Source organism: Nonomuraea sp. NPDC004186 (genome assembly GCF_053603495.1).
In genome coordinates this window covers 1-21,998 of the sequence record NZ_JBSGFQ010000081.1, presented here as the reverse complement: position 1 = coordinate 21,998, position 21,998 = coordinate 1, and the positions used below count along the sequence as shown (strand labels likewise).

Genomic DNA, 21,998 nt, shown 5'->3' with positions numbered 1-21,998 from the left:
CTTCGGGGGCCCGCGGAGGTCAGCGGTGTCCGGCGCAGCCGCCCGACCCCCGGCACTTCTCGATGATCTCGGCCATCGTGTCGCCGAAGCGCTCGCGGACGTCGGGCGCGAGCGGTGAGACGAGACGGTCGAGCTCCACGCTGACCTCGGCATGGAACGCCATCGCCGCATCATGACCGGCGTCGGTCAGCGTCACCTGCAGCGCGCGCCGGTCGCCCGGCACGGCTGATCGCTGGGCGAGACCACGCCGCTCGGCCCGGTTCATGAGGCCGGTGAGCGCGGCCTTCTCCACGCCGAAGACCTGCGCGAGCTCGGCCATGCCCCGGGGACCGTCGAGCAGGACGCACAGGAGCCTGGCCTGGACCGGGGTCAGGTCGTGGCGTTCGGAGACGCGGAGGTAGATGCCCTGCACCAGGGTGGAGAGCTGGTGCAGCGCGGTGGCGACGTCCGTCCGCGGGTCGCCGATATGGCGGGCCTCCGTCGCGTCTTCCTGCCCTGCTTGCGCCGTCTTGTTCACGGCACTACGGTACATGGGGCATATAGTTAATGCCGCATACAGTACGCTCCGTTAACGAACGGGTTCAGCATGTCTTTCAGCGAAGAAGAGATCGGCTACCTGCGGTCCCAGCGACTGGCCCGCATCGCCACCGTCTCGGACGACGGCCAGCCGGACGTGGTGCCGGTGGGGTTCGACTTCGACGGGACGCACGTGTACGTCGGCGGCATCGATCCGGACAGGACCAGGAAGTTCCGCAACGTGCGGGACGGGAACACCAAGGTCGCCCTCGTCATCGACGACCTGCCCTCGACCGATCCGTGGACGCCGCGCTACCTGCGCATCTACGGCGACGCCGAACTCGTCGAACGCCAGGGCCAGTTCGGGCTCGCGTCCTACATGCGGATCACCCCCGCGGTGTCGTGGAGCTTCAACCTGGAGGGGCTGCCGTTCGGCCACGACCGCGAGGTCGAGGTCCGCCGCACCGTCCACCCGACCGATGATGGAGAGATCGCATGAGCTTCGACACCCCCGCGGGGACCCGGGGCGCCCGCCGGCCGGCCGGCCGGGCGTTCCGATGGCTGAACGCGCTGATGGCCAGACGGCTCCGGCGCAAGGGCGGCGGGACGTTCATGGGCTTCAACGCCCTGATCCTGACGACCGTCGGCCGCAAGAGCGGGCTGGAGCGTACGACACCGGTCGGCTGGTTCCCCTGGAAGGACGGCAGCCGGCTGATCGTGGCCTCGGCGGCCGGAGCGGTGGGGAACCCGGCGTGGTACTACAACCTCGCCGCCCACCCCGACCAGGTGCGGATCGAGGTCGACGGCCGCACGGTGCCGGTGGTCGCCGAGCAGCTCCACGGCGCGGAACGCGAACAGGCCTGGCAGCAGATCGTCGCCGCCGCGCCCCGTTTCGCCCAGTATCAGGTGAAGACCGACCGGGAACTGCCGATCATTCGCCTGGTACCCCGATCCGGCCAGGAGTGAGGGTGCTCTGCGTGGTGGCGCGGGCGAGGCCGGCCTCGATCTGTTCGAGCACGTCGAGCGCGTCGGCCTGCTGATCGGGGGTAAGGTCGCCGGCGACGCTGCTCTCGAGCTCGGCCCAGATGTTCTCGACCTCGCGGCGCAGGGCCTGGCTGGCGGGGGTGGGCTCGATGATGGTGGCACGTCTGTCGGTGGCGCAGGGGCGGCGGCGGACGAAGCCGGCGTGCTCGAGGCGCTGGATGGTGCGGGTCATGGTGGCGGCGTCGGAGCCGAGCATGCGCACCAGGTCGGTCTGACGCTGGGGGCCGCGGTCCCACAGCTGCATCATGACCAGCTCCTGGCTGGGGTGGAGGCCGACGCGGCGCAGGAGCTGGGCGGCGAGCATGCGGTGCAGGCGCGCGACGCGGATGATCGCGTGGTTGAGCGGGCCCGCCTGGACGGAGGGCGGCAGCGGGGTGCCGGCCGTCGCCGCGATCTCGGCGCCTTTCTTCGCTGAGCCCATCGGCCTCTCCCGTGAATGTGGCTGCTCGAACAAGCATTCATCCTATCGGAACGGCTTCTCGCCATGCGTGACATGGATAACGCGGCCATCCGGAATGGATCCGCGAACTTACTTGCTCGAACAGGTAACGCTATGTAGTACATCTCAACAAGGAATGTGATCATGCCAACGGCATTCGACTCTTACGAACTGGGCGGCAAGCGCCTGGCCAACCGCATCGTCATGGCCCCCATGACCCGCAGCCGCGCCTACGGTCCCGGCGCCGGCGCGACCGAGCTGATGGCCACCTACTACGCGCAGCGGGCCGGCGCCGGCCTGATCGTCACCGAGGGCACCCAGCCGTCGGTGGTCGGCCAGGGCTACCCCGACACCCCCGGGCTGCACTCCGCCGAACAGGTCGCGGCCTGGCGGAAGGTCACCGACGCCGTCCACGGCGCGGGCGGTGTGATCTTCGCGCAGATCATGCACACCGGCCGGATCGGCCACCCCAGCCTCCTGCCCGACGGCCTGCACCCGGTCGCCCCCTCCGCCGTGCCGGCCAAGGGGCAGATCTACACCCACGAGGGCCCCAAGGACTTCGTCACTCCCAGGGAGCTGACCGAGGCCGAGATCGGCCGGACCGTCGACGACTTCGCCGCCGCGGCCCGCAACGCGATCGCCGCCGGGTTCGACGGGGTGGAGCTCCACGGCGCCAACGGCTACCTGATCCAGCAGTTCCTCGCCCCCAACAGCAACCGCCGCACCGATGCCTGGGGCGGCTCGGCCGAGGGCCGCATCCGCTTCGCCGCCGAGGTGGCCACCGCCGTGGCCGGGGCGATCGGCGGGCAGCGGGTCGGTCTTCGCCTCTCGCCCGGCAACCCGTACAACGACATCGCCGAGGACGATGTGGAGGAGACGTACGGCGCTCTCATGGCCCGGCTGGTCCCGCTCGACCTGGCCTACCTGCACCTGGTGGAAGGCGCGGACCGCGACCTGACCCGCCGCCTGCGCAAGGACTGGCCCGGCGCGCTCATCCTCAACCCGTTCACGCATCCGGCCCCCACCGGACCCGACGCGCTGGACCTGGTGGGGGACGGCACCGCCGACATGATCGCCTTCGGCTCGATGTTCCTGGCCAACCCCGACCTGCCCGCCCGCCTCGCGGCCGGCGGTCCGTACAACACCCCCGACCCGGCCGCCTTCTTCGGCGGCGACCACCGCGGCTACACCGACTACCCGGCCCTCACCTGACCCGCCCGCGGGTCGAGGCCTTCTGCGGCAACCGAAACCGGTGGTCGGACCGGGCGGTCAGTCGTACGGGTTGTGGTCCCGGCGCTCGTATCCGCGCTGCTCGTACTCGCGCGACCGCTCGTGCCGGGGCTGCTCGTACCGCTGCTGCTCGTACCCCCGGGGCTGGTCGTATCCGCGGGGCTGCTCGTACGGGTACGAGCCCTGATCCGGCACCTCCTCGATGGCCGTACGCCCGATCGACGCCAGCAGCGAGACGATCGCGACGCCGATGATCAGGTTGATGACGGCCGTGGCGATCTGCGGGATGAGATCCGCGGAGCTCATGAACGGAAGGAGCGTGATGATGACGGTGCCGAGCCCGGCGATCCAGCCGAAGAACCTGTTCGGCTCCGGGGTCGACAGCATGAGGATGTAGAGCAGCAGCGTGGCGATGAGCGCAAGGGCGGCGGCCGAGATCGCGTATCCCGTGGTCGCCGAGCTGCCGTAGACGGGCGCCCCGTCGGGGGTGAGGACGCGGATGCCGAGCAGCCTCTTGCTGATCATGACTCCGACCACCACGATCAGTGCGGCCACCACGGCGGCCGCCACGCCGCCTCCCCACACTCGCGCGGGATTCACCCTCGGCCGGGCCGGAGCCGGGCGGCGATCGTAGCCATCGTGGGAGGGGTATGACATGCGAATCACCCTTGTCGCGGATGCTGATCAGGGACTTCGAGCACCTTACACGCGCCGTCAAGAGGGCAAAGCCGCTTTCCGCTCCAAGCCGATCACCGTGAGTCACCTCCGGGCCCGATTCGCCGCCGGCCCGACGGGGACGGCCTGGCCGGACGTGCTCCGGGTCAGCGCCGTCCGCGGCGGGCGGTGCCGAAGATGGATCTGGTGATCTCCCGGCCGAGGGCGGAGGCCGCCGACCGCGCCATGGAGCGGAACTCCTTCGACTCCAGCACGCTCTCCAGCGTGGACCGCTTCGGCGCCGGCTCCCTGGGCCGCGCCGGCTCGCGTGGGGCCTCGGCGGCGGGTTCCCCGGCTTGCTGCTGTTCGGCCAGCTTCGCGGACAGGATCTCGTAGGCGGACTGGCGGTCGACCGCCGTACCGTACTTCTGCTGCAGCGGCGAGGCGGCGATGATGCCCTGGACCACGTCCGGGCTCGACGGGGCCATGAGCGTCTGCGGCGCGCGCAGGCGCGTCCAGGCCACGGGGGTCGGCGCGCCCGTCTCCGACAGGACCGTGACCACGGCCTCGCCGATGCCGAGCTCGGTGAGCAGCCGCTCCAGGTCGTAGGAGGACGCGGGGAAGGTCGAGACGGTGGCCTTGAGCCCCTTGGCGTCCTGGGGGGTGAAGGCGCGCAGGGCGTGCTGCACGCGCGCGCCGAGCTGCGCGAGCACGTCGGACGGCACGTCGTTCGGCGTCTGGGTGACGAAGAAGACGCCGACGCCCTTCGACCGGATCAGCCGCACGGTCTGGGTGATCGACTGCAGGAACGCCTTGGACGCGTCGTCGAACAGCAGGTGCGCCTCGTCGAAGAAGAACACGAGCTTCGGCTTGTCGACGTCGCCCACCTCGGGGAGCACGTGGAAGAGGTCGGCGAGCAGCCACATCAGGAAGGTGGAGAACAGCTGCGGCCGGTCCTGCACGGCGGGCAGCTCGAGAACGGAGACCATCCCTTTGCCGTCGCCGGTCACCCGGAGCAGGTCGCGCACGTCGAACTCCGGCTCGCCGAAGAACGCCTCCGCCCCCTGCGCCTCGAAGTTGGTCAACGACCGGAGGATGACGCCCGCGGTGGCCGCCGACAGCCCGCCGATCCCGCTCAGCGCCTCCGGGGTGCCGGTCAGATACCGGATGACCGCGATCAGGTCCTTGAGGTCGAGCAGGGGCAGCCCGTGCTTGTCGGCGAAATAGAAGATCAGGCCGAGCGACGACTCCTGCGTCTCGTTGAGCCCGAGGACCTTGGCGAGCAGGGTCGGCCCGAACGCGGTCATGGTGGCGCGGATCGGGATTCCGGTCCCCAGGCCGCCCAGGGAGAAGAACTCCGCCGGACAGGCCATGGGCTGCCACGTCTGCCCCACCTCGGCGGCCCGCCGGGTGACGCGCTCGGATGTCGTGCCCGGCGAGGCGAGCCCCGACAGGTCTCCCTTGATGTCGGCCAGGAAGACCGGGACTCCCTGGGCCGCGAGCTGCTCCGCCATGAGCTGGAGGGTCTTGGTCTTCCCCGTTCCGGTGGCGCCGGCGACCAGTCCGTGCCGGTTCAGCATGCCGAGAGAGATGCGGATCTGTTCCGAGGGGTCGGCGGTGCCGTCCTCGCGCACCAGGGCCCCGAGTTCCAGCGCCGGTCCCTCGACGTCGTATCCCTTCATCGGCTCTCCCCGTGTGGCATCCCCGCAATGTTGTTACCCATTGTGATTGATATGTCACGGAAAAGAGCGACAAGTGTCAGTCGATCCGCTGGCAGATCGTCACCTGCAGGCGAGGGGACCAGGTCCGGGTGGCCTCGTCGTACGCCTGCGCGTACCCGTTCTTGCTCCCGGCGCAGGGAGCGGCGATCGTCGTCTCCACGTAGACGGCCCCGCCGGGAGTGACGGCATGCGGCCGGGCGATCTCCCACCTGGAGAACGCCACTCGGCCGGTGTTGTACTTGACGGCCAGGTAGACGCGGCGGTCGACGGTGAAATTGCCGCCGGCGACCTTGAGGTGACCGTTGAAGGTGTAGGTGAACAGGAAGGGCCGGGCCTGCCTGAGGCCGTCGAGCGCGCCGGCGGAGGACGCGGTCGAGGCGTCCGCGGCGGCGCTGAGGGCGGGGACGCCGACGGCGAGGGCCCCGGCGGTGGCGGTGGCGGCGAGCAGCGTTCCGATGGTGCGCTTCATCGGGTTCTCCTGGGTGACGAAGGCTGACGAAGGCTTGCGTCACCATTGATGGGCAGAGCGCCTGCAACGCTCTTTCAGCACCCTGACGTCCGCATGCAGACCGCTTTAGACGCCTTCAGGAAGGGCGGCCCGTGGGATCGATCGCATGCGACAGCGCGTCTCCATCCATGAGAAGATCAACACGATGATGATTGGTCTGAGTGCCGGCTGCGGCGGTCATGTCTGCGCGACGGCCGCGGCAGCGAACGCGACGGCCGCGTCGCCGACGCGCGGCCATGCGGCTCTGCCGTGCGCCACCGGCGCGGGACGACCCCGCCGCGCCGAAGCCTCACCGGCGCGCGCGTGGTGAGCATGTCGTACGCACCCGCCGGAGGAGCAGACGCGCCGGCCGACGAGGACCCGGCCGGGACCCGAGCCGCGCGCCGCCGCGGGCCCGGGACGCCGCCTCCGCGCGCGGAAGCCGTGCCCGGCGTCGGGCAGATCGCCGGACTGCGGCCCCGTGCCGACGTCGAGCTCCTCGACGCCTTGGACTGTCACACCCGGCGGACGGTGGCCGCCTGGCTGCTGGACCGGCCGAGCACGGCCACGCGGCAGGCGTGCCTGCAGACCCTGGCCGGGTTCCTGCGCTGGCTGCAGGCCGTGGAGCCGGGCCTGGGGCTGCTCGCCGCCACCGGTGATCACCTGGACGCCTACTGCGAGCAGGCCCGGATCGGCGCACTCACCATCGGTGTACGCAACCCCGGCCGGGCCCTCTCCGGCGCGACCGTGGCCAGGAAGCACCGCGCCCTGTCCTCGTTCTACTGGTTCGCCTGGTCGATCGGCGCGATCCGGCAGGGCGACGGCGGTTCCATGCCTGCCGACGAGCCCCGGTCGCCCACGATCACGCGCGAGGAGCGGCGGCTGCTGCGCCACGGCGCCTCCCGGCTGGCCGCGGACGGCCGCGTGGCGGAGGCGGTGGCCGTCGCCCTGATCGAGGCCACCGGCGCCAGCGTGGCCACGCTGGCCAGCCTGACCAGCGAGGACCTGCACGCCGTGGGTCACGGCTCGGACTGCCCGCTGGTGCTCGTCACCATGCGCGACGATCGAGGCGATGTCGTCACCTTCCCGGTCCCCACGTGGGTCCATCCCTGGCTGAGGGCGTTGAGCTCCACCCGGGCCGCCGGCGATCTGCTGATCAAGCAGGGCGACGGCCAGCCGGTGAGCGTCGACTGGCTCACGGCCGCCCTCCAGGACGCCGGGTCCGCCGGCGGCATCCTGGTGTCGCGGGCCAAGCTGCTGCACCCGCGCAAGCTCCGCGCCGCCACGGCCGCAGCACCGGCATGAGCACGCGGGACCCGGCTCAGCGCGTCTCGTAGAACGTCTTCGCGTCCGGCCTGGCGGTCACCCGGCCCGATTCCGGATCGATCACGTAGGTCATGTCCGGGCCCAGTTCCACGCCGGGATCCGGGTGCGCGACGGCAAGGCGCTCCCGGGGGACACCGGACGGCACCTGCGCCAGAGCCGCCTCGGCCAACTGCTCCTTCGCCAGGGCCGCGTCCGGGCTGATGGCGATGTGCTGGTGCAGGTGGACGACCCGGGACGACCCGACCTCGTACACCAGACACCACTGGTGGTGCGGCTCCTCGCCCTCCCGCGCATCGACATGGAACTCCATCACTCCCCCTAAGACCAGAAGGTCAGCATCCACCGCGCGGCGGCCCGCGAGTTGGTGGCCAGCGCCCCGAACGTGATGCTCGTGACATTCCTCCGGAACGCGTTTGGATTGAAGACGCCGGTCAGCCCGATGTCCCAGTTTTCGACGCCGCCGGCACTGACGATCTGAGTGATCGCGCACTTCGCCACATGGAGTTCCTTGTCCATCGCCCGGTCGTCGAACAACGCGATTTCCGCGAAAGTGTCGCGGTTGGCGACCTGAACAGTGACCGTATGGGTGAATATCCCGTCAAAGTCCCGAGCCCACAGCCAGCTCCCTTGTTGTCCAGTAACTGGCACGCTTACCCCCGGTTGCCGCGATCTCAGACGGTTCGGAATCATCCCCCCGCTTACCCCGCGGAAACGTCGTTGACCTGGGCGTTGACGACCTTGGTCGCGACCAGGTGATCGAGCACCCGCCGCCGGTCGCCCCACACGACGGGAGCCCAGTCCAGCCAGGCGAACGGCCCCAGCAGCAGGCTGAGCCTGCGCACGATGCCGGCGACCGGACGGATGCGCAGCCCGGCCTCGGTCACCACCCGTAATTTCATGGCGCGCTTGCCCGGCGTCGTGCCGGTCCACGCCTCCAGCAGCCCCAGCCCGACGATCGACCAGGCCATGGCGAGCGGGACGCCCAGGGCGTAGAGCAGCCCGGCGGAGTCGTAGGCGGCGATTCCGCACCCCTGGGGTGCCGTGGACACGCAGACGCCGCCGACCTTGACGTACACGAAGGGCGGGAACGCCAGGCTGAACGCGCTTCCCTGCTCGGCCATCCGGCCGAGCCCTTGGACGAGCAGCGCGATCGTGACGCCGACGAGCGGCAGGTTGTCGATCAGCACGGCGACGAACCGCACGTCCACGCGGGCGGGCGGCGTTGAGTCGATCTCGGCGAAGGCTGCCGCCGCCTCTTCCGGGGTGCCGAGCCGGCTCAGGGCCTCGGCCAGCTCGCCCGCCTCCGCCGCGTCGGACAGGTGATCGACGAGCTCCGCCTTCACCCTCTCCCGGGCCGGGCCGGTCAGGTGCCGTCCGGCCCTTTCCGCGTAGTCGTCGATGATCTGCTGTTCGTCGCTCATTCCTGCACCTCGCCAAGGGTGTCGAGTAGCTGTCGCATGGCGTCCACCAGGCCGGTCCACTCGGCCCGCAGCATGGCGAGGTATGTGCGACCGTCCGGGGTGATGACGTAGTACTTGCGCGGCCTGGCCCGCCCTTCCGCCTCCCAGGTCGCGAGGATGTGGCCGGCGTCCTCGAGCCGGTGCAGCAGCGGGTAGAGCGTGCCCTCCTTGACCTCAAGGACCCCTTCACCCGCCTGCCGCAGCAGTTTCAGCAGCTCGTAGCCGTACCGGCGGCGGACGTCGAGGACGGACAGCACGGCCAGCTCGGTCGTGCCCCGCGCGAGCTCGCGGCGGAGGCGGGCGACGGTGGCCGAGCCCGGCGTCGCCTCGGTGTCCTCAGGCATATGACCAAAGTACGACCCGATACCTTGTGTGGCAAGGTATCGGGTCACCTCGAACACGGCCTGTCACGGACCGGTCGAGGGTGAGTCAGCATTTGTCCCGCCATTGCCGAGCCGTCTTCTACGCCGTCCCGTCCCGTGTCTAAAAGGGAGCGTTGCTGATCCGCGTCGCGAAGGCCGGGGGACACGTTGACCACCAGAGTCGGACGAGCAGCCGCGGGTGCGGCCCTGCTCGTCGCCATGTTCGTACCGGGCCAGGCCGTCGCCACCCCCGAACGCCCGCCCGCGGCGGCGCCGCCGCCGCGGCCGCTGAGCCTGGTCCTGGACGGAAGCTCCTTCTCGCTGCGGGACGCCTTCGCGGTCCTCTCGGGCCGCCCCGTCACCGCACAGCTCGCGGCGACCGTGCCGGCAACCATGAACCAGACCCGGCAGGGGGCGCTGGCCGCCCTGGCCAACCAGCGCGTGTACGGCTGGAACCAGGCGCTCGGGCCGCTGAAGGACCGCCCCCTCACGCCCGAACAGGCCGAGCAGTTCCAGCACAACGTCCTGCGCTCCCACGCCGCGGGCGTCGGCGAGCCGCTGCCCGACAACGTGGCCAAGCTGGCCCTGATCCTCAAGGCGAACCAGATGGCCAGGGGAACGTACGGGGTGCGGCCCGAGGTGCCGCAGCGCCTGCTGTCCATGGTCAACGCCGGAGTCATCCCGCGGATGCCGCAGATCGGGTCGCTGGGCACCGGGGACCTCCAGCCGCAGGCCGCCGCGGGACTCGCGGCGGCCGGCGAGAACGCGCCGGTACGCTACCTGGGCAGGGAGGGGCCCGCCTCCGAGATCCTGCCGCAGGCCGGGCTGCCCAGGGACTTCGTCTTCCAGGCGGGGGAGGCGCTGCCCATCATCAGCGGTAGCACCGTCGTGGCCGCCGTGCTGATGAACGCCGTCTACCGGGCCACCACGCTCGCCGACCAGGCGGAGGGAGCCTTCGCCCTGTTCATGGAGGCGACCAGGGCCGAGCAGGGCTCGCTCGACGCGCGTACCCACAAGGAACGCCACATCCCCGAGCAGGACGCGGTGGCCACGCGGCTGCGCGCGATGGTGGCGGGCTCGGGCTGGATGACGGAGGAGGGCCGCAAGCGCCTCGACCCGGCGAACTACGAGCCGCGCATCCAGGACGCGGTGTCGGTGCGGGCCGCGCCGCACATCCTGGCCGGCCTGCGGCACGCGCTGGCCGAGACGCGCCGCGCACTCGTGCGGGAGGCCAACTCCTCGACCTCCAACCCGCTGGTCTTCCTGCGCGGGGACGGTCAGGGGTACGAGTTCGTGATGGGCGGCAACTGGGACGCCTCCATCATGGGGCACCTGGCCGACACCCTGAACGCGGAGATCACCGACGTCGGGGTGCTGTCGCAGGAGCTGTCGGGGCGGCTGCTGTCGCCCAAGTGGAGCTACGGCCTGCCCGCCAACCTCGCCGGCGGGACCGTCGGCCTCAACTCCGGCATGGTGCAGGTGCAGACGGTGGCCGCCGCGCTGGTCCCGGAGATGCAGGTGAGGGCCACGCCGGCGGGAACGCTGTCCCGGCCGGTCAAGGACGGGCAGGAGGACCACAACACGATGGCGATGGCCTCGGTCAGGAACCTGCAGCAGAACCTGGACCGGCTCGGGGTCGTCCTGGCCGTCCAGTACATGATGGCGGCCCAGGGCATCGACCTCATCGCGCAGAAGATGGAGGGCCTGCCGCTCGGCGCCGTCACGCGGTCCCTGCACGCGGAGATCCGGCAGCACATCACCCCTCTGGGCGACGACCGCTACATGACTCCCGACCTGGAGCGCGCCATCTGGCTCGTACGCAACCGCCGCCTCGTACCGGCCGCCGCCGCCTGACGCCGGAAGCCGCTCAGCTTTCCGGCCGCTTTCTGCCCGCGCGGGCCAGCGCGTTCTCGGCCTGCGCGGCCAGGCGGGCGACGAGGTCGGCCGCGGGCGGCAGGTCCGTGATGAGATCGACGGCCTCGCCGGCCCACACCGGCAACGCGGGCACATCCCCGCGTGCCACGGCGTCCTGGTAGTCCTGCCTGGCCTGGGGATCCCCGGCCAGGTCCGCTTCCCGGCCCAGCCATCGATCGATGAACGGGTGGCCGAGAGTACGGGCGGTGTACTTCGAGGGCCACTTGGAGCCGCGGGCGATGTCCAGCACCCGGCTGCGGCTGGTGTCCTGCCCGCGGCCTTCGACGATCGACCTGGCGGCCGAAGGGTCGACCAGGGCCTCGGCGGTGGCCTGGAATCGGGTGCCGATGAGCGCCCCGGCGGCGCCCAGAGCCAGCGCCGCGGCCACGCCGCGACCGTCGGCGATCCCGCCCGCGGCCAGCACGGGCACCGGAGCCACCAGGTCCACCACGACCGGTACGAACGGCAGCGTCGACCGTCCGTGCCGGGCCCCGTGCCCGCCGCTCTCGGTGCCCTGCGCCACGATGACGTCGGCGCCCGCGTCCATCGCCTGCCGCGCCTCCTCCAGGTCGGTGACCTGAATGATCAGTGCCGTGCCGGAGGCCCGGACGCGCTCGGCGAACGGACGCGGATCGCCGAAGGACAGCATCACCGCCCTGGGGCCGTGCTCCAGCACCCGCTCGACCGCGCCGACGCCGGTCGCCCAGACCTGGAAGCCGACACCCCACGGCTGGTCGGTGCTCCGCGTGACGATCGGGAGCTCACGGGCCAGCCAGTCCGGGTCTCCGTTTCCGGAGCCCAGCAGCCCCAGCCCGCCGCCGTTGGAGACGGCCGCGGTCAGCGCTCCGCCGGCCGAGCCGCCCATCGGGGCCAGCGCGATCGGATGCCGAACCCCGAACAACTCCGTGAACTCCGTCATCAATGCCATGATCGCCATCATCGCTCATCGGCGGCGACACCGGGCGGCAGGCAGACCGTTTGACAGCCAATCATCTTATGTAAAACGATCTGAGAGGAGATGGATGTGCGCTAGACTGGCGGCTCACCCGGAAGGAGAGCGATGGCGGCGACGACCAGGGCGACGGACCGTGGGGCGGCGTACTTCCCGCGACTCGCCGCCGAGCGGCTGGACATCGCGCTGTGCCGGGCCTCGTCCGCCGTGGCCCGCGCCGCCGACGCGCACGCCGCCGAGGAAGGGCTCGGGGTCGGTCAGCATCTCGTGCTCCAGATGCTCGACGCCGTCGGCCCCTGCTCCCAGCAGACGCTCAGCGAGGAGCTGCGGATCGACCGCAGCGTCATGGTCGGCGTCTGCGACGACCTGGAGCGGGAGGGCCACGTCCGCAGGGAGCGCAACCCGCGTGACCGGCGTTCCTACGCCGTCACCATCACCGACTCGGGGCGGCGACGGCTGGCCGCCGCCCAGGCTTCGATCCCGGCGTTCCTCGACGACACCTTCCACGCTCTCACCGGCGACGAGCGCAGCCAGCTGAGCGCGATCCTCGCCAAACTGCTGGGGCAGCAGCGCCAGTAGGACCTTGCCGAGAAAAGCCGCGAGCCCGCTCGCGCAGAGCGGGCTCGCGGGTCCCGGCGGCGTTCTCGCTACGGCTCGCCGGGGCGGAGGGGTTCGGTCGGCCGCGGGCAGGTGGTGGTGCCGTCCTGCTGCCGCGGCCGGGCGGTCAGCCCAGGTTCCAGACGGAGGAGATGCGATCGTTCCATCCGCTGGGGACGAGGGTCGGGATGTCGGCGAAGGGCTGGACGAACAGGGAGCTGCCGCTGAAGTTGATGTGCTCGTAGTAGCGGACGGAGTTGTTCGTGCTGCCCATGGAGCTGATGACGTCGTTCCAGTCGTGCAGGTGGAGCGGGCCGTGGTGGACGCTGGTCAGGTCGTTGTGCGCCTGCCGGGCGCCGCACCAGAACCAGTCGCCGCCGTAGTCCACGTGCTCGAACATCTGGACCTGGCCCTGCGTCGCAGGGCGGGGGTCGGCCGCGCGCAGTTGCGAGGCCGCCCACGCCGCGCCGTTGAGCGCGCTGTCGTCGGTCAGCGCGACCAGGCGCTCGGTGCCGTAGATGTAGGTCAGCGGACGGCCGTCGAACCGCGACAGGTCGCGGGGGTCGTGTTCGACGCCGTCCACGACCACCGCCATGGCGGGCGCGGGGTGGGTGACGGGCTGGGTGGAGGCGGCCGCGGGCCTGCTCAATGCCTGGGCCGCGTCCATCTGGATGGGCGGGGCGGAGCGGGGCGCGTTGACGGCCTTGCTGACGAGCGCCTCCAGCGTGGTGATGCCCCGGTCGCGGAGCAGTGCCAGCACGTCGGCCTCGTTCAGGCCGCCGACGTGGTCGGAGAACTCCAGGAACCGCTCGATCTGGCGGCGGGCCGGGGTCGCGATGCTTGTCACGGGTTTGCCTCCCCCTGTTAGTGGTGCGAGCTCCTTCATGGTCGGGCGGGGCGGCGGCCCGGGCATTCCCCAGTGTTGGGGATGGTGTTCATGGTCAATGCCGCTATGAGCATCTTGGGCGCGGCAAGTGCCGGGCTTGATCGGCTGTTGGGCTCGCGGCCCATATGGTCCGGACATGCTTGGAGACACCGCCGGGGCGGACGCGGCCGCACCGTGGGGCGCTGCGGGGATATCGTTGATCGGCATCGTGGTGCTGGGGGCCTGCTCGGCGCTGATCCGGGGGCGGACCCGGCGGCGCACCGCCCGCCGGGAACGAGCTCGCCGGGCCGCCCTGGATCTGGCCGCGGCAATCGAGGACGTCCGTACCGGCATGCGCGACGCGACGACGCGGCACGAGCGCGGCGTCGCCCTGGCGCGGTGGCGATCCCGATGGATGTACGCCGCCGCCATGATCGCTCTCGTCGACCCCGCCGTCGCCAAGGACGTACGGGCTCAGGGACGACGCCTGTACGCGGACCTCATGTCCGTCGAAGTGCTCGGCACGGCCTGGCCGGTCGGCGGCATGCGGCGCGAGTCCGGCCAGCTCCTGCACGCCAGCGCCCGTGACCTCTACGCCCGCTGTTCCAGCCGAGACTGACCCTGAAACCTCACTTTTCACTACAAACCCGATGATCTGCTTGCAACGCACAAACAACACACCGACGGATGAACGGCAACAAAACGCTTCCAGACTCACCTCCAGCAAAATCTTGGAGGTAAGTGTTGGGGTACAGCAGACGCGATTTCCTGTCCGCCGTCGGTGTCTCCGGTGGGGCAGGCGCGCTCTTCGCGACCATGGGCGCGCTCGGGCTCGCGCCGACCGCCGAGGCGTCCGCGAAGGGGACCTTCGACCCGCCGCAGCAGTCCGACTTCTCCCTCACCGGGCGCTCCGCGAAGAAGGTCGTGATCCTCGGCGCCGGGATAGCCGGCCTCGCCACGGCATACGAACTGGGCAAGGCGGGCTACGACTGCACGATTCTGGAGGCGCTCGACCGGGTGGGCGGCCGGAACTGGACCATCCGCGGCGGCGACCGCGTGACCGAGCTGGACGGCTCCACGCAGGTCTCGAAGTTCGGTGACGGCGTCTACCTCAACGCGGGGCCGGCCCGGCTGGCGCAGTGGATGGTCACCATGGACTACTGCCGCGAGCTCGGCGTGGACCTGGAGGTCTTCACCAACTCCAACGCCCAGGCCTACATCTACCACCAGAACATGCGGGCCCCCGTCCGCTGGCGCACCGCCAAGGCCGACGTGTACGGGTACGTCTCGGAGCTGCTGTCGCGGGCGACCGACGCGGGGGCGCTCGACGCCGCGCTCACGGCGCAGGACAAGGAGCGGCTGATCTCCTTCCTGTCGGGCTTCGGGGCGGTGGGGGACAAGGCGAGCGGGTTCAAGTACTCCGGAGGCACCCGCCGCGGCCACAGCGTGAACCCGGGCGCGGGCGAGCAGCCGGGCACGGCGCTCGGGCCGGTGCCGTCGCTGTCGGAGGTGCTGGCCAGCGGAGTCGGGCAGCGGTTCGCGTTCGAGTTCGGCTACGACCAGGCGATGCTGATGTTCCAGCCGGTGGGCGGCATGGACGCGATCCCGCGGGCCTTCGCCGGCAAGATCGGGCGGCAGCGGATCCGGCTGCGGGCCAAGGTCACCAGGATCACCGATCTGCCGGACGGCGTGGAGGTCGAGTACGAGGACCGCCACGGCCGTACCCAGAAGATCAAGGCGGACCTGTGCGTCGCGGCGATGCCCCCGCACATCCTGGCCAGAACCGCGCACAACCTCGGCCCGGAGGTCCAGGCCGCCCTCGCCACCCCGACCCCCACGAACGCGGGCAAGATCGGCCTGGAGTACCGCCGCCGCTGGTGGGAGGTCGACGAGGACATCTACGGCGGCGTCACCGCCACCGACCTGGACCTGGGCACGATCTGGTACCCCTCCTACGGGTACGGCGGCTCGCGCGGCATGGTCGTCGGCTACTACAACTTCGGCGCCCAGGCCGACGCGTACGCCGCGCTGAAGCCGGCCGAGCGCGAGCGCCGCGCGATCGAGCAGGGCATGAAGATCCATGGTGCGAAATATCGCGACGAACTGGCGTCGTCGGTGTCCATCGCCTGGAAACTCCAGCCGCACATCGAGGGCGCGTGGGTGGGCTGGCCGTCCCGGCAGGGCGCGTACCAGCTGCTCGGCAAGCCCGCCGGGCACGTGTACTTCGCGGGTGACTGGCTGAGCTACATGATCGCCTGGCAGGCGGGAGCCCTGGAGTCCGCCCGCAAGGTCGTCACCGAGCTGCACCAGCGCGTCCTGAGCACCTCCTGAGAGGACACCTCCGCATGAAGATCCGCACCATCGCCCTCCCCGCGGCCGTCGTCCTCGTCCTCGGCACGGGTACGGCTGCCGCCACCCCCACCTGGTCGCCCCGGCCGCAGGAGGTCAGGCCGTTCCTCCCCGAGGGCAGCACCAACCCGGCGATCGCCGACGGAGTGGCACTCGGGAAGCAGGTGGCCACGTACACCGCCAGCGGCCTGGGACCGGCGGCGGGCAACCCCGCGGCCCCCGCCGACTCTCCCGAACGCTACGTCGACCTCCCCGGCGGAACCCTGCCTCCAGGCGTCACCCTCACCGAGGCCCAGGCCCTCAACGTGCTCAAACGCGTCAAGGCCAACCTCACCGCGGCCGGGCTTGGCCTGGCCGACGTCGTCTCGATGCGCGCCTACCTGGAGAAGCCGCCCGGAGCCGAGTCGGCGGACTTCGCCGGCTGGAACCGCGCCTACCGCCAGTTCTTCGCCAACACGGATCTGGCCACCGGCCGGCCCGTACCCGTCCCGCTCGGCACCGCGCCGCCCGCCCCGCCCATGGAGGTCAACCCGGCCCGCCCGGCCCGCGTGACGATCGAGATCGCCAACCTCCCGGTCGCGGGCTGGCTCGTCGAAGTGGAGGTCGTCGCCGCCTACAAGCACTGACCTCGGCGCTGCCGAGGCTGGTGTGGGCTCTGTTGTCCAAGGGAAGAAACATGAAGGCGCCGCCTCTGCTCACGCACTGAAGAGAGGCGGCGCCTTCATCGTTCCCGCCACCGGCCTCCGACGCCCGATTGGTTGAACGCTTGCATGGGAACCAATACAACTGTATAGAATGCTGGACGTGCGACCAATTTCTGAAGAGGACCTGACCACGCGTGCCCGCATCCGCGACGCCGCGATGGCGTTGTTCGCCGAGCAGGGGGTCAAGGCCACCACGATCCGCGGGATCGCCGAGGCGGCCAGAGTCTCGCCCGGCCTGGTGCAGCACCACTTCGGCACGAAGGAAGCGCTGAGGCAGGCCTGCGACGAGTACGTCCTCAGCTACGTGCGCGAGCAGGTCACCGCCGGCGTCACCGACCGCAACCTCGAGAAGCCCGAGTTCATCGAGAACGTCCACCGCACCGCGCCGCCCCTGATGAAGTACCTCGGCCGCGCGCTCGTGGAGGGCTCTCCGGCGGCGGCCACCATGTTCGACGACCTCGTGACCGTGACGGAGCAGCATCTCGCCAACGAGGACCAGCACTCCGAGGCCGACCACCGCGCCCGCGCGACCGTGCTGACGGCGATGAAGCTCGGCATCACGGTGCTGCACGAGCACGTCTCCCGCGCGCTCGGCACGGACCTCTACGCCCCGCAGGGCGCGCTGCGCGTCGGCAAGGCCCAGCTCGACCTGATCAGACCCGAATTCCTCGGCCGCGAGCTGTTCGAACAGGCGCGGACCGGGCTGGAGAAGTTCGAGGGACAACAATGAACGCCGCAGTGCGCGCCGACGGCCTGGTCAAGACCTTCGGCCCGGCAAGGGCCCTGGACGGGCTCGACCTCACCGTCAGGACGGGGGAGGTGCACGGCTTCCTCGGCCCCAACGGCGCGGGCAAGACCACCACGATCCGCATCCTGCTGGGCCAGATGCGCGCCGACGGCGGCCGGATCGAATTACTCGGCGGCGACCCGTGGCACGACGCCACCGAGCTGCACCGAAGGCTCGCCTACGTGCCCGGCGACGTCACCCTGTGGCCCTCGCTGACCGGCGGCGAGGTCATCGACCTGCTGGGCAGGGTACGCGGCGGCCTCGACCCGCGGCGGCGCGCCGAGCTGCTCGAGCACTTCGAGCTCGACCCGCGCAAGAAGTGCCGCACCTACTCCAAGGGCAACCGGCAGAAGGTGGCGCTGGTGGCCGCCTTCGCCTCCGACGTGGAACTCCTGGTGCTGGACGAGCCGACCTCGGGCCTGGACCCGCTGATGGAGGCGGTCTTCAACGACTGCGTCCTGCGGGAGAAGCGCGACGGCCGCACCGTGCTGCTGTCCAGCCACATCCTGTCGGAGGTCGAGACGCTGTGCGACCGCGTCAGCATCATCCGCGCCGGCCGTACCGTCGAGTCCGGCAGCCTGGCCGACCTGCGCCACCTCACCCGCACCTCGGTGACGGCCGAGCTGATCGGGCCCGCGCCGGGGCTGGCCGCGCTGCCCGGCGTGCACGACCTGACCGTGGACGGCGCCCGGCTGCGCTGCCAGGTGGACGGCGACGCGCTGACCGCCGTGCTCGCCGAGCTGGCCAGGGCGGGCGTGCGGACGTTGACCACGCAGCCGCCGACGCTGGAGGAGCTGTTCCTGCGCCACTACGAGGGAGCCGCCGCATGACCGGCACCCTGACCCTGATCCGGCTCATCCTGCGCAGGGACCGCGTGCTGCTGCCGGTGTGGATCGCGATCAGCGCGCTGCTGCCGGCGAGCATCGCCTCCGCCACCAGTGACCTGTACGCCGACCAGGCCGCCCGCGACGCCTTCGCGGCGGCCTCGGCGAGCAACCCCGCGCAGCTGGCCATGCGCGGCCACATCTACGACGCGAGCGTCGGCGGCCTGACCGCCTGGACGCTCGGCTCGTCCCTCGCGCTGATCGGCGGGCTGGTCAGCATCCTGCTGGTGACCAGGCACACCCGGGTCGAGGAGGAGACCGGCCGGCGCGAGCTGCTGTCGTCGGGCGTCATCGGCCGCCACGCCCCGCTGGCCGCCGCGCTCGCGGTCGTGCTGGCCGCCAACCTGCTGCTGGGCCTGCTGTCGGTGGTCCCTCTGATCGCGAGCGGCCTGCCCGCGGGTTCCTCGCTGCTGTTCGGGCTGTCCACCGCCGGGGGCGGCTGGGCGTTCGCGGCCGTGGCAGCGGTCACCGCGCAGCTCACCGCGTCATCCGGGACGGCGCGCGGCATCGCGATCGCCGTCGGCGGCCTGCTGTTCGCGCTGCGCTCGCTGGCCGACACCGGCGGCATCGGCTGGCTGGCGTGGCTGACGCCGTTCGGCTGGGTCCGGCTGACCAAGCCCTACGCCGGCGACCACTGGTGGGTGCTGGGCCTGATCGCGGTGGCCGTCGCCGCCGTGGCGACGGCCGCCTTCGTCCTGTCCACCCGGCGCGACGTGGCCGGCGGCCTGGTGCCCACCCGCCAGGGGCCCGCCACCGGAGGGCTGCCGGGCCCGTTCGGCCTGGCCGGACGGCTGCACCGGAGCACGCTCGCGGGCTTCGCGATCGGGTTCGGCCTGCTGGGGGCGCTGCTCGGCGTGTCGGCGCGAGGCCTGGACACCCAGCTGGACACGCCGCAGTTCCAGCAGCTGGCCGCGACCGTCGGCGGCGCCGGTGCCCGCATCTCGGACGTGTTCTTCACCTTCGTGATGTACGTGCTCAGCCAGCTCGTCACGGGGGCGGCGCTCGTGTCGGCGCTGCGCGCCCGCGGCGAGGAGGCGGCGGGCCGGGCCGAGCTCCTGCTGTCCACCCCCGTCGGCCGGCTGCGCTGGGCGCTGAGCCACCTGGTGTTCGCCGTCGTCAGCCCGGCGCTGCTGCTGGCCGTGCTGGGCGCGGCGGCCGGGCTCACCTACGACGGCGACGTGGCCCGCGTCGCCGGGGCCACGCTGGCGTACCTGCCCGCGGTCTGGACCGTGGTCGGGATCGCGACGCTGCTGTTCGGCCTGCTGCCCCGGCTGGCGGTGGCCGTGAGCTGGACCGCGCTCGGCCTCTTCCTGGTCGTGGATCTGCTGGCGGAGTTCAAGCTGGCCACCGGGATCGTCCTGAACCTGTCGCCGTTCGTGCACGTGCCGGCGATGCTGCTGGGCGGCTCCTCGTCGGCGGTGGCGCCGCTGCTGGGGCTGACCGCGGTGGCCGTCGCCCTGGCCGCGGCGGGGCTGGCGTTCCTGCGCCGCCGCAACCTGGTGCCCTCCGCCTGATCCCCGCTCAGGCTTCCGTCGCGCCCTGGCCGGCCCTGGCGGTCGCGGCGGCGTACTCGTCGGCGGTCATGCCGAGGTGGGGGTAGCTCTGGTGGAGGTCGTGCTGGTCGTTGGCCCACTGCTGGTAGTCCCGCCGGACGGTCAGCTCGTCGGAGTCGACGATCCGCGCGATGTCGGCCCAGGTGGCCCCCGCCTGCAGCGCGTGATGGACGTGGGCGGGATGGCGTACGGTGCGCGCGATGCACTCCGCCAGCGCCAGCAGCTCGAGGTGCTCGGCCACGGTGAGCGCGGGCCGGTCGTCGGCGCCGTGCCGGTCGGGGTCGTAGATCCCCCGGGTCACCAGCTCGACCCGGGCGCGAGCCGCCGCGTCCTTGGCGGCCAACGCGTCGTAGCGCTCCAGCTGCCGGCTGACGGGCATGTCGAAGCGAGCGTCGCGCCAGGTCGTGATGGGCTCGGGCGTGGTCATGACGACTTCTCCAAGGGCGGTCGGGGTGTCGGTTTCCGGGCGTCTCAAGTACACACCCATTCCGGGCCGGATGTGGCGGCGAGAATTGTCGGTGGCGTCCGGCATGGTAGATCCCGCGCCCGAGACGGTCTCCCGGGCGCACCGTGCACGCGAGGACCTTCGGAAGGGCTTTCATGACAGCCGACCAGCCGCTCATCTGCTCCACGTGTCAGGGTGTGATCGTCGGGGCGCAGGACAGCGCCTACACGCCCGCTCGGGGGCGGCTGATCGTCACCAACGGTTACTGCCGGGGGCAGTGCTCCGACACCCCGCCCGAGCCCGCGCGCGACGAACCCGCCGAGAGCACGGCATCCTCACCCTCCGACCAGCCGACGCCCGCATCCCTCACTCCGTGAAACCGGGCGGCGGCCACGCCTTCGCGGCGCTCCCGTACGGCGGCCGGCCGCATCCGGCGGCGGGCATCCGAGCGGGCCACCGTCTTCACCCGTCCACGGCGTCGATCGGCGAGGACGCGGCACCAGCGGCCCCTCGGGCCCGGCCGGCTGCGCCTGCTGGAGGCCGCTGTGCTGGAGCGAGGGGAGGTCGGCCCGGTCGCGGCGCGGCTCCGGTGTTTCTCCAGTGAACGCCGGCCCGCCGGGGGTGTCCGGATTTGGGCATACAGTGGGCGCTTGTGCTGTTCGGCAGATCGGCGGAGATCGCCGCCATCGATGACGTGATCTCCCGGGCCCGCGAGGGCGCGGGCGATGCCCTGGTGCTGCGGGGCGAGGCCGGCGTGGGCAAGACGGCCCTGCTCGACCTGGCGGCCTCCCGGGGCGGCTCCATGCGGGTGCTCAGGACGACCGGCGTCGAGCCCGAGTCCGACCTGGCCTTCGCCGCGCTGCACCAGTTGCTGCGGCCGGTCGCCGGGCTGCTGGACACGCTGCCGGAGCCGCAGCGCGAGGCCGTGCGCGGGGCGCTCGGGCTGGGCGGGGGCGCGTCGGGGGACCGGTTCCTGCTGGCGGCCGGGGTTCTGTCGCTGCTGGCCGAGGCCGCCGCGCCCGACGGGCTGGTCTGCGTGGTCGACGACTTCCAGTGGGTGGATCGGGCCTCGGCGGACGCGCTGCTGTTCGCCGCCAGACGGCTCGGCACGGAGCGGATCGCGATGCTGCTGGCCGTGCGCGGGGACGCGCCGGTGAAGGGGGTGCCGCCGCTGCGGCTCGGCGGCCTGCCGGAGCCGGCGGCGGCCGAACTGCTCGACGCCGCGATGCCGCCCGCCGTCAAGAGGGAGCTCGTGGCGGCCACCGGCGGCAACCCGCTGGCCCTGCGCGAGATCGTACGGCGGTTGGGCCCCGGACAGCTCGCGGGCCGTGAGCCGCTGCCCGATCCGCTGCCCGGTGGCACGCAGCTGTTCGGTGAGCAGGTGGCCGGGCTGCCGGACGACGCCCGGCTGGTGGCCCTGCTCGCCGCCGTGGAAAGCGACCTCGACCTGGTGCTGCGCGCCGCCGCGCGGATCGGCGCGGGCAGGTTGGCGCCGCATGGGCGGGAAGCGGCCGGGTCGACGGAGACAGGGCGGGCGGCGTTGCATGAGCTGGAGGTCGCCGGCCTGGTGCGGGTCGAGGGCGCGTCCGTACGATTCCGTCACCCCCTCATCCGCTCGGCCGTGCATGAGGCCGCGGCGCCGGCGTCCCGCCGGGCGGTCCAAGACCGCCGGCTTCCGCCATGACGCGATCCCGGCGGGCATCCAGGCC

General features: G+C 71.7%; 27 protein-coding genes. 15 read left to right on the top strand and 12 right to left on the bottom strand.

Translation table 11 applies throughout. The annotated features are described in order from the left end of the window. Positions 1 to 19: 19 nt before the first annotated feature. The gene (locus ACWEPL_RS45095) at positions 20 to 517 is read right to left on the bottom strand and encodes a MarR family winged helix-turn-helix transcriptional regulator (RefSeq protein ID WP_363968337.1); all 498 of its coding nucleotides are present in this window, start codon (positions 515 to 517) and stop codon (positions 20 to 22) included. Positions 518 to 586: 69 nt separating this feature from the next. Here ACWEPL_RS45095 and ACWEPL_RS45090 point away from each other — a divergent pair, with 69 nt between their 5' ends. Together ACWEPL_RS45090 and ACWEPL_RS45085 are read left to right on the top strand one after the other, a co-directional pair. Then, positions 587 to 1,015 (top strand): PPOX class F420-dependent oxidoreductase, encoded by a 429-nt coding sequence (locus ACWEPL_RS45090; RefSeq protein ID WP_350741448.1) that lies wholly within the window; start codon positions 587 to 589, stop codon positions 1,013 to 1,015. After that, on the top strand, positions 1,012 to 1,482 hold the full coding sequence (locus ACWEPL_RS45085; RefSeq protein WP_452439829.1) for a nitroreductase/quinone reductase family protein: 471 nt from the start codon (positions 1,012 to 1,014) through the stop codon (positions 1,480 to 1,482). Before ACWEPL_RS45090 ends, ACWEPL_RS45085 begins: the two co-directional genes overlap by 4 nt. Here ACWEPL_RS45085 and ACWEPL_RS45080 read toward each other — a convergent pair. Further along, positions 1,448 to 1,981 (bottom strand): MarR family winged helix-turn-helix transcriptional regulator, encoded by a 534-nt coding sequence (locus ACWEPL_RS45080; RefSeq protein ID WP_452439827.1) that lies wholly within the window; start codon positions 1,979 to 1,981, stop codon positions 1,448 to 1,450. The genes ACWEPL_RS45085 and ACWEPL_RS45080 overlap by 35 nt on opposite strands. Positions 1,982 to 2,143: 162 nt before the next feature. On the opposite strand from ACWEPL_RS45080, the gene ACWEPL_RS45075 reads away from it, so the two are divergent. Beyond that, positions 2,144 to 3,211, top strand: a complete 1,068-nt coding sequence (locus tag ACWEPL_RS45075; RefSeq protein ID WP_452439826.1) for an alkene reductase — start codon at positions 2,144 to 2,146, stop codon at positions 3,209 to 3,211. 57 nt (positions 3,212 to 3,268) lie between these two features. Here ACWEPL_RS45075 and ACWEPL_RS45070 read toward each other — a convergent pair whose 3' ends face one another. The 3 genes from ACWEPL_RS45070 to ACWEPL_RS45060 form a co-directional block, all read right to left on the bottom strand. After that, a complete protein-coding gene (locus ACWEPL_RS45070) occupies positions 3,269 to 3,886 on the bottom strand; it encodes a DUF6069 family protein (protein WP_452439825.1) in 618 nt (205 codons plus the stop codon). 164 nt (positions 3,887 to 4,050) lie between these two features. Further along, a complete protein-coding gene (locus ACWEPL_RS45065; RefSeq protein WP_363968328.1) occupies positions 4,051 to 5,565 on the bottom strand; it encodes a helicase HerA-like domain-containing protein in 1,515 nt (504 codons plus the stop codon). 76 nt (positions 5,566 to 5,641) lie between these two features. After that, positions 5,642 to 6,073 carry a hypothetical protein gene (locus tag ACWEPL_RS45060; RefSeq protein WP_350741438.1) on the bottom strand — a complete coding sequence of 144 codons (432 nt, stop codon included), beginning with the start codon at positions 6,071 to 6,073 and terminating at the stop codon, positions 5,642 to 5,644. A gap of 145 nt (positions 6,074 to 6,218) precedes the next feature. On the opposite strand from ACWEPL_RS45060, the gene ACWEPL_RS45055 reads away from it, so the two are divergent. Further along, positions 6,219 to 6,422, top strand: coding sequence for a hypothetical protein (locus ACWEPL_RS45055; protein ID WP_452439822.1), 204 nt, complete (start codon positions 6,219 to 6,221; stop codon positions 6,420 to 6,422). A 2-nt stretch (positions 6,423 to 6,424) separates the two neighbouring features. Further along, a complete protein-coding gene (locus ACWEPL_RS45050) occupies positions 6,425 to 7,396 on the top strand; it encodes a hypothetical protein (protein ID WP_452439821.1) in 972 nt (323 codons plus the stop codon). Between the two features lie 16 nt (positions 7,397 to 7,412). On the opposite strand, the gene ACWEPL_RS45045 is transcribed toward ACWEPL_RS45050, so the two are convergent. The 4 genes from ACWEPL_RS45045 to ACWEPL_RS45030 are packed head-to-tail and all read right to left on the bottom strand — an operon-like array spanning position 7,413 to position 9,221. Beyond that, positions 7,413 to 7,727 carry a hypothetical protein gene (locus tag ACWEPL_RS45045; RefSeq protein WP_363968322.1) on the bottom strand — a complete coding sequence of 105 codons (315 nt, stop codon included), beginning with the start codon at positions 7,725 to 7,727 and terminating at the stop codon, positions 7,413 to 7,415. 8 nt (positions 7,728 to 7,735) lie between these two features. Continuing rightward, complete coding sequence (locus tag ACWEPL_RS45040) at positions 7,736 to 8,065, bottom strand: hypothetical protein (RefSeq protein ID WP_363968320.1); 330 nt, start codon at positions 8,063 to 8,065, stop codon at positions 7,736 to 7,738. A gap of 50 nt (positions 8,066 to 8,115) precedes the next feature. Continuing rightward, positions 8,116 to 8,838, bottom strand: coding sequence for an RDD family protein (locus ACWEPL_RS45035; protein WP_363968318.1), 723 nt, complete (start codon positions 8,836 to 8,838; stop codon positions 8,116 to 8,118). Next, positions 8,835 to 9,221: a PadR family transcriptional regulator gene (locus ACWEPL_RS45030; RefSeq protein WP_363968316.1), complete on the bottom strand. Its 387-nt coding sequence runs from the start codon at positions 9,219 to 9,221 to the stop codon at positions 8,835 to 8,837. Before ACWEPL_RS45030 ends, ACWEPL_RS45035 begins: the two co-directional genes overlap by 4 nt. Positions 9,222 to 9,407: 186 nt before the next feature. Between ACWEPL_RS45030 and ACWEPL_RS45025 the strand changes: the two genes are divergently transcribed. After that, complete coding sequence (locus ACWEPL_RS45025) at positions 9,408 to 11,093, top strand: HAL/PAL/TAL family ammonia-lyase (RefSeq protein ID WP_452439820.1); 1,686 nt, start codon at positions 9,408 to 9,410, stop codon at positions 11,091 to 11,093. A 13-nt stretch (positions 11,094 to 11,106) separates the two neighbouring features. Here ACWEPL_RS45025 and ACWEPL_RS45020 read toward each other — a convergent pair whose 3' ends face one another. Beyond that, complete coding sequence (locus ACWEPL_RS45020; RefSeq protein WP_452439819.1) at positions 11,107 to 12,081, bottom strand: NAD(P)H-dependent flavin oxidoreductase; 975 nt, start codon at positions 12,079 to 12,081, stop codon at positions 11,107 to 11,109. A 132-nt stretch (positions 12,082 to 12,213) separates the two neighbouring features. On the opposite strand from ACWEPL_RS45020, the gene ACWEPL_RS45015 reads away from it, so the two are divergent. After that, positions 12,214 to 12,684 (top strand): MarR family winged helix-turn-helix transcriptional regulator, encoded by a 471-nt coding sequence (locus tag ACWEPL_RS45015; protein WP_452439818.1) that lies wholly within the window; start codon positions 12,214 to 12,216, stop codon positions 12,682 to 12,684. A gap of 145 nt (positions 12,685 to 12,829) precedes the next feature. Here the strand turns inward: ACWEPL_RS45015 and ACWEPL_RS45010 are convergent, their stop codons facing one another. Continuing rightward, positions 12,830 to 13,549: a hypothetical protein gene (locus ACWEPL_RS45010; protein ID WP_452439817.1), complete on the bottom strand. Its 720-nt coding sequence runs from the start codon at positions 13,547 to 13,549 to the stop codon at positions 12,830 to 12,832. A 175-nt stretch (positions 13,550 to 13,724) separates the two neighbouring features. Here ACWEPL_RS45010 and ACWEPL_RS45005 point away from each other — a divergent pair, with 175 nt between their 5' ends. The 6 genes from ACWEPL_RS45005 to ACWEPL_RS44980 all read left to right on the top strand — a co-directional run bounded on the left by ACWEPL_RS45005 (position 13,725) and on the right by ACWEPL_RS44980 (position 19,805). Next, complete coding sequence (locus ACWEPL_RS45005; protein WP_363968306.1) at positions 13,725 to 14,186, top strand: hypothetical protein; 462 nt, start codon at positions 13,725 to 13,727, stop codon at positions 14,184 to 14,186. Positions 14,187 to 14,311: 125 nt separating this feature from the next. Beyond that, the gene (locus ACWEPL_RS45000) at positions 14,312 to 15,898 is read left to right on the top strand and encodes a flavin monoamine oxidase family protein (protein ID WP_452439816.1); all 1,587 of its coding nucleotides are present in this window, start codon (positions 14,312 to 14,314) and stop codon (positions 15,896 to 15,898) included. A gap of 14 nt (positions 15,899 to 15,912) precedes the next feature. Then, positions 15,913 to 16,542 carry a Rid family hydrolase gene (locus ACWEPL_RS44995; RefSeq protein ID WP_355211773.1) on the top strand — a complete coding sequence of 210 codons (630 nt, stop codon included), beginning with the start codon at positions 15,913 to 15,915 and terminating at the stop codon, positions 16,540 to 16,542. Between the two features lie 178 nt (positions 16,543 to 16,720). After that, a complete protein-coding gene (locus tag ACWEPL_RS44990) occupies positions 16,721 to 17,350 on the top strand; it encodes a TetR/AcrR family transcriptional regulator (protein WP_192783476.1) in 630 nt (209 codons plus the stop codon). Continuing rightward, the gene (locus ACWEPL_RS44985; RefSeq protein ID WP_363968300.1) at positions 17,347 to 18,237 is read left to right on the top strand and encodes an ABC transporter ATP-binding protein; all 891 of its coding nucleotides are present in this window, start codon (positions 17,347 to 17,349) and stop codon (positions 18,235 to 18,237) included. Before ACWEPL_RS44990 ends, ACWEPL_RS44985 begins: the two co-directional genes overlap by 4 nt. After that, the gene (locus ACWEPL_RS44980; RefSeq protein WP_452439815.1) at positions 18,234 to 19,805 is read left to right on the top strand and encodes an ABC transporter permease; all 1,572 of its coding nucleotides are present in this window, start codon (positions 18,234 to 18,236) and stop codon (positions 19,803 to 19,805) included. Before ACWEPL_RS44985 ends, ACWEPL_RS44980 begins: the two co-directional genes overlap by 4 nt. A gap of 7 nt (positions 19,806 to 19,812) precedes the next feature. On the opposite strand, the gene ACWEPL_RS44975 is transcribed toward ACWEPL_RS44980, so the two are convergent. Beyond that, positions 19,813 to 20,271: a hypothetical protein gene (locus tag ACWEPL_RS44975; RefSeq protein WP_452439814.1), complete on the bottom strand. Its 459-nt coding sequence runs from the start codon at positions 20,269 to 20,271 to the stop codon at positions 19,813 to 19,815. A gap of 173 nt (positions 20,272 to 20,444) precedes the next feature. On the opposite strand from ACWEPL_RS44975, the gene ACWEPL_RS44970 reads away from it, so the two are divergent. Continuing rightward, positions 20,445 to 20,666 carry a hypothetical protein gene (locus ACWEPL_RS44970; protein ID WP_363968294.1) on the top strand — a complete coding sequence of 74 codons (222 nt, stop codon included), beginning with the start codon at positions 20,445 to 20,447 and terminating at the stop codon, positions 20,664 to 20,666. A gap of 275 nt (positions 20,667 to 20,941) precedes the next feature. Further along, a complete protein-coding gene (locus ACWEPL_RS44965) occupies positions 20,942 to 21,973 on the top strand; it encodes an AAA family ATPase (RefSeq protein WP_452439813.1) in 1,032 nt (343 codons plus the stop codon). The last annotated feature ends 25 nt before the right edge of the window (positions 21,974 to 21,998 follow it).

Excerpts from the sequence above, each read along its gene's own strand:
- ACWEPL_RS45090 (WP_350741448.1), top strand. The coding sequence starts at position 587 with ATGTCTTTCAGCGAAGAAGAGATCGGCTACCTGCGGTCCCAGCGACTG.
- ACWEPL_RS45085 (WP_452439829.1), top strand. The coding sequence starts at position 1,012 with ATGAGCTTCGACACCCCCGCGGGGACCCGGGGCGCCCGCCGGCCGGCC.
- ACWEPL_RS45080 (WP_452439827.1), bottom strand. The coding sequence starts at position 1,981 with ATGGGCTCAGCGAAGAAAGGCGCCGAGATCGCGGCGACGGCCGGCACC.
- ACWEPL_RS45075 (WP_452439826.1), top strand. The coding sequence starts at position 2,144 with ATGCCAACGGCATTCGACTCTTACGAACTGGGCGGCAAGCGCCTGGCC.
- ACWEPL_RS45070 (WP_452439825.1), bottom strand. The coding sequence starts at position 3,886 with ATGTCATACCCCTCCCACGATGGCTACGATCGCCGCCCGGCTCCGGCC.
- ACWEPL_RS45065 (WP_363968328.1), bottom strand. The coding sequence starts at position 5,565 with ATGAAGGGATACGACGTCGAGGGACCGGCGCTGGAACTCGGGGCCCTG.
- ACWEPL_RS45060 (WP_350741438.1), bottom strand. The coding sequence starts at position 6,073 with ATGAAGCGCACCATCGGAACGCTGCTCGCCGCCACCGCCACCGCCGGG.
- ACWEPL_RS45055 (WP_452439822.1), top strand. The coding sequence starts at position 6,219 with ATGCGACAGCGCGTCTCCATCCATGAGAAGATCAACACGATGATGATT.
- ACWEPL_RS45050 (WP_452439821.1), top strand. The coding sequence starts at position 6,425 with ATGTCGTACGCACCCGCCGGAGGAGCAGACGCGCCGGCCGACGAGGAC.
- ACWEPL_RS45045 (WP_363968322.1), bottom strand. The coding sequence starts at position 7,727 with ATGGAGTTCCATGTCGATGCGCGGGAGGGCGAGGAGCCGCACCACCAG.
- ACWEPL_RS45035 (WP_363968318.1), bottom strand. The coding sequence starts at position 8,838 with ATGAGCGACGAACAGCAGATCATCGACGACTACGCGGAAAGGGCCGGA.
- ACWEPL_RS45030 (WP_363968316.1), bottom strand. The coding sequence starts at position 9,221 with ATGCCTGAGGACACCGAGGCGACGCCGGGCTCGGCCACCGTCGCCCGC.
- ACWEPL_RS45020 (WP_452439819.1), bottom strand. The coding sequence starts at position 12,081 with ATGGCATTGATGACGGAGTTCACGGAGTTGTTCGGGGTTCGGCATCCG.
- ACWEPL_RS45015 (WP_452439818.1), top strand. The coding sequence starts at position 12,214 with ATGGCGGCGACGACCAGGGCGACGGACCGTGGGGCGGCGTACTTCCCG.
- ACWEPL_RS45005 (WP_363968306.1), top strand. The coding sequence starts at position 13,725 with ATGCTTGGAGACACCGCCGGGGCGGACGCGGCCGCACCGTGGGGCGCT.
- ACWEPL_RS44995 (WP_355211773.1), top strand. The coding sequence starts at position 15,913 with ATGAAGATCCGCACCATCGCCCTCCCCGCGGCCGTCGTCCTCGTCCTC.
- ACWEPL_RS44985 (WP_363968300.1), top strand. The coding sequence starts at position 17,347 with ATGAACGCCGCAGTGCGCGCCGACGGCCTGGTCAAGACCTTCGGCCCG.
- ACWEPL_RS44980 (WP_452439815.1), top strand. The coding sequence starts at position 18,234 with ATGACCGGCACCCTGACCCTGATCCGGCTCATCCTGCGCAGGGACCGC.
- ACWEPL_RS44975 (WP_452439814.1), bottom strand. The coding sequence starts at position 20,271 with ATGACCACGCCCGAGCCCATCACGACCTGGCGCGACGCTCGCTTCGAC.
- ACWEPL_RS44970 (WP_363968294.1), top strand. The coding sequence starts at position 20,445 with ATGACAGCCGACCAGCCGCTCATCTGCTCCACGTGTCAGGGTGTGATC.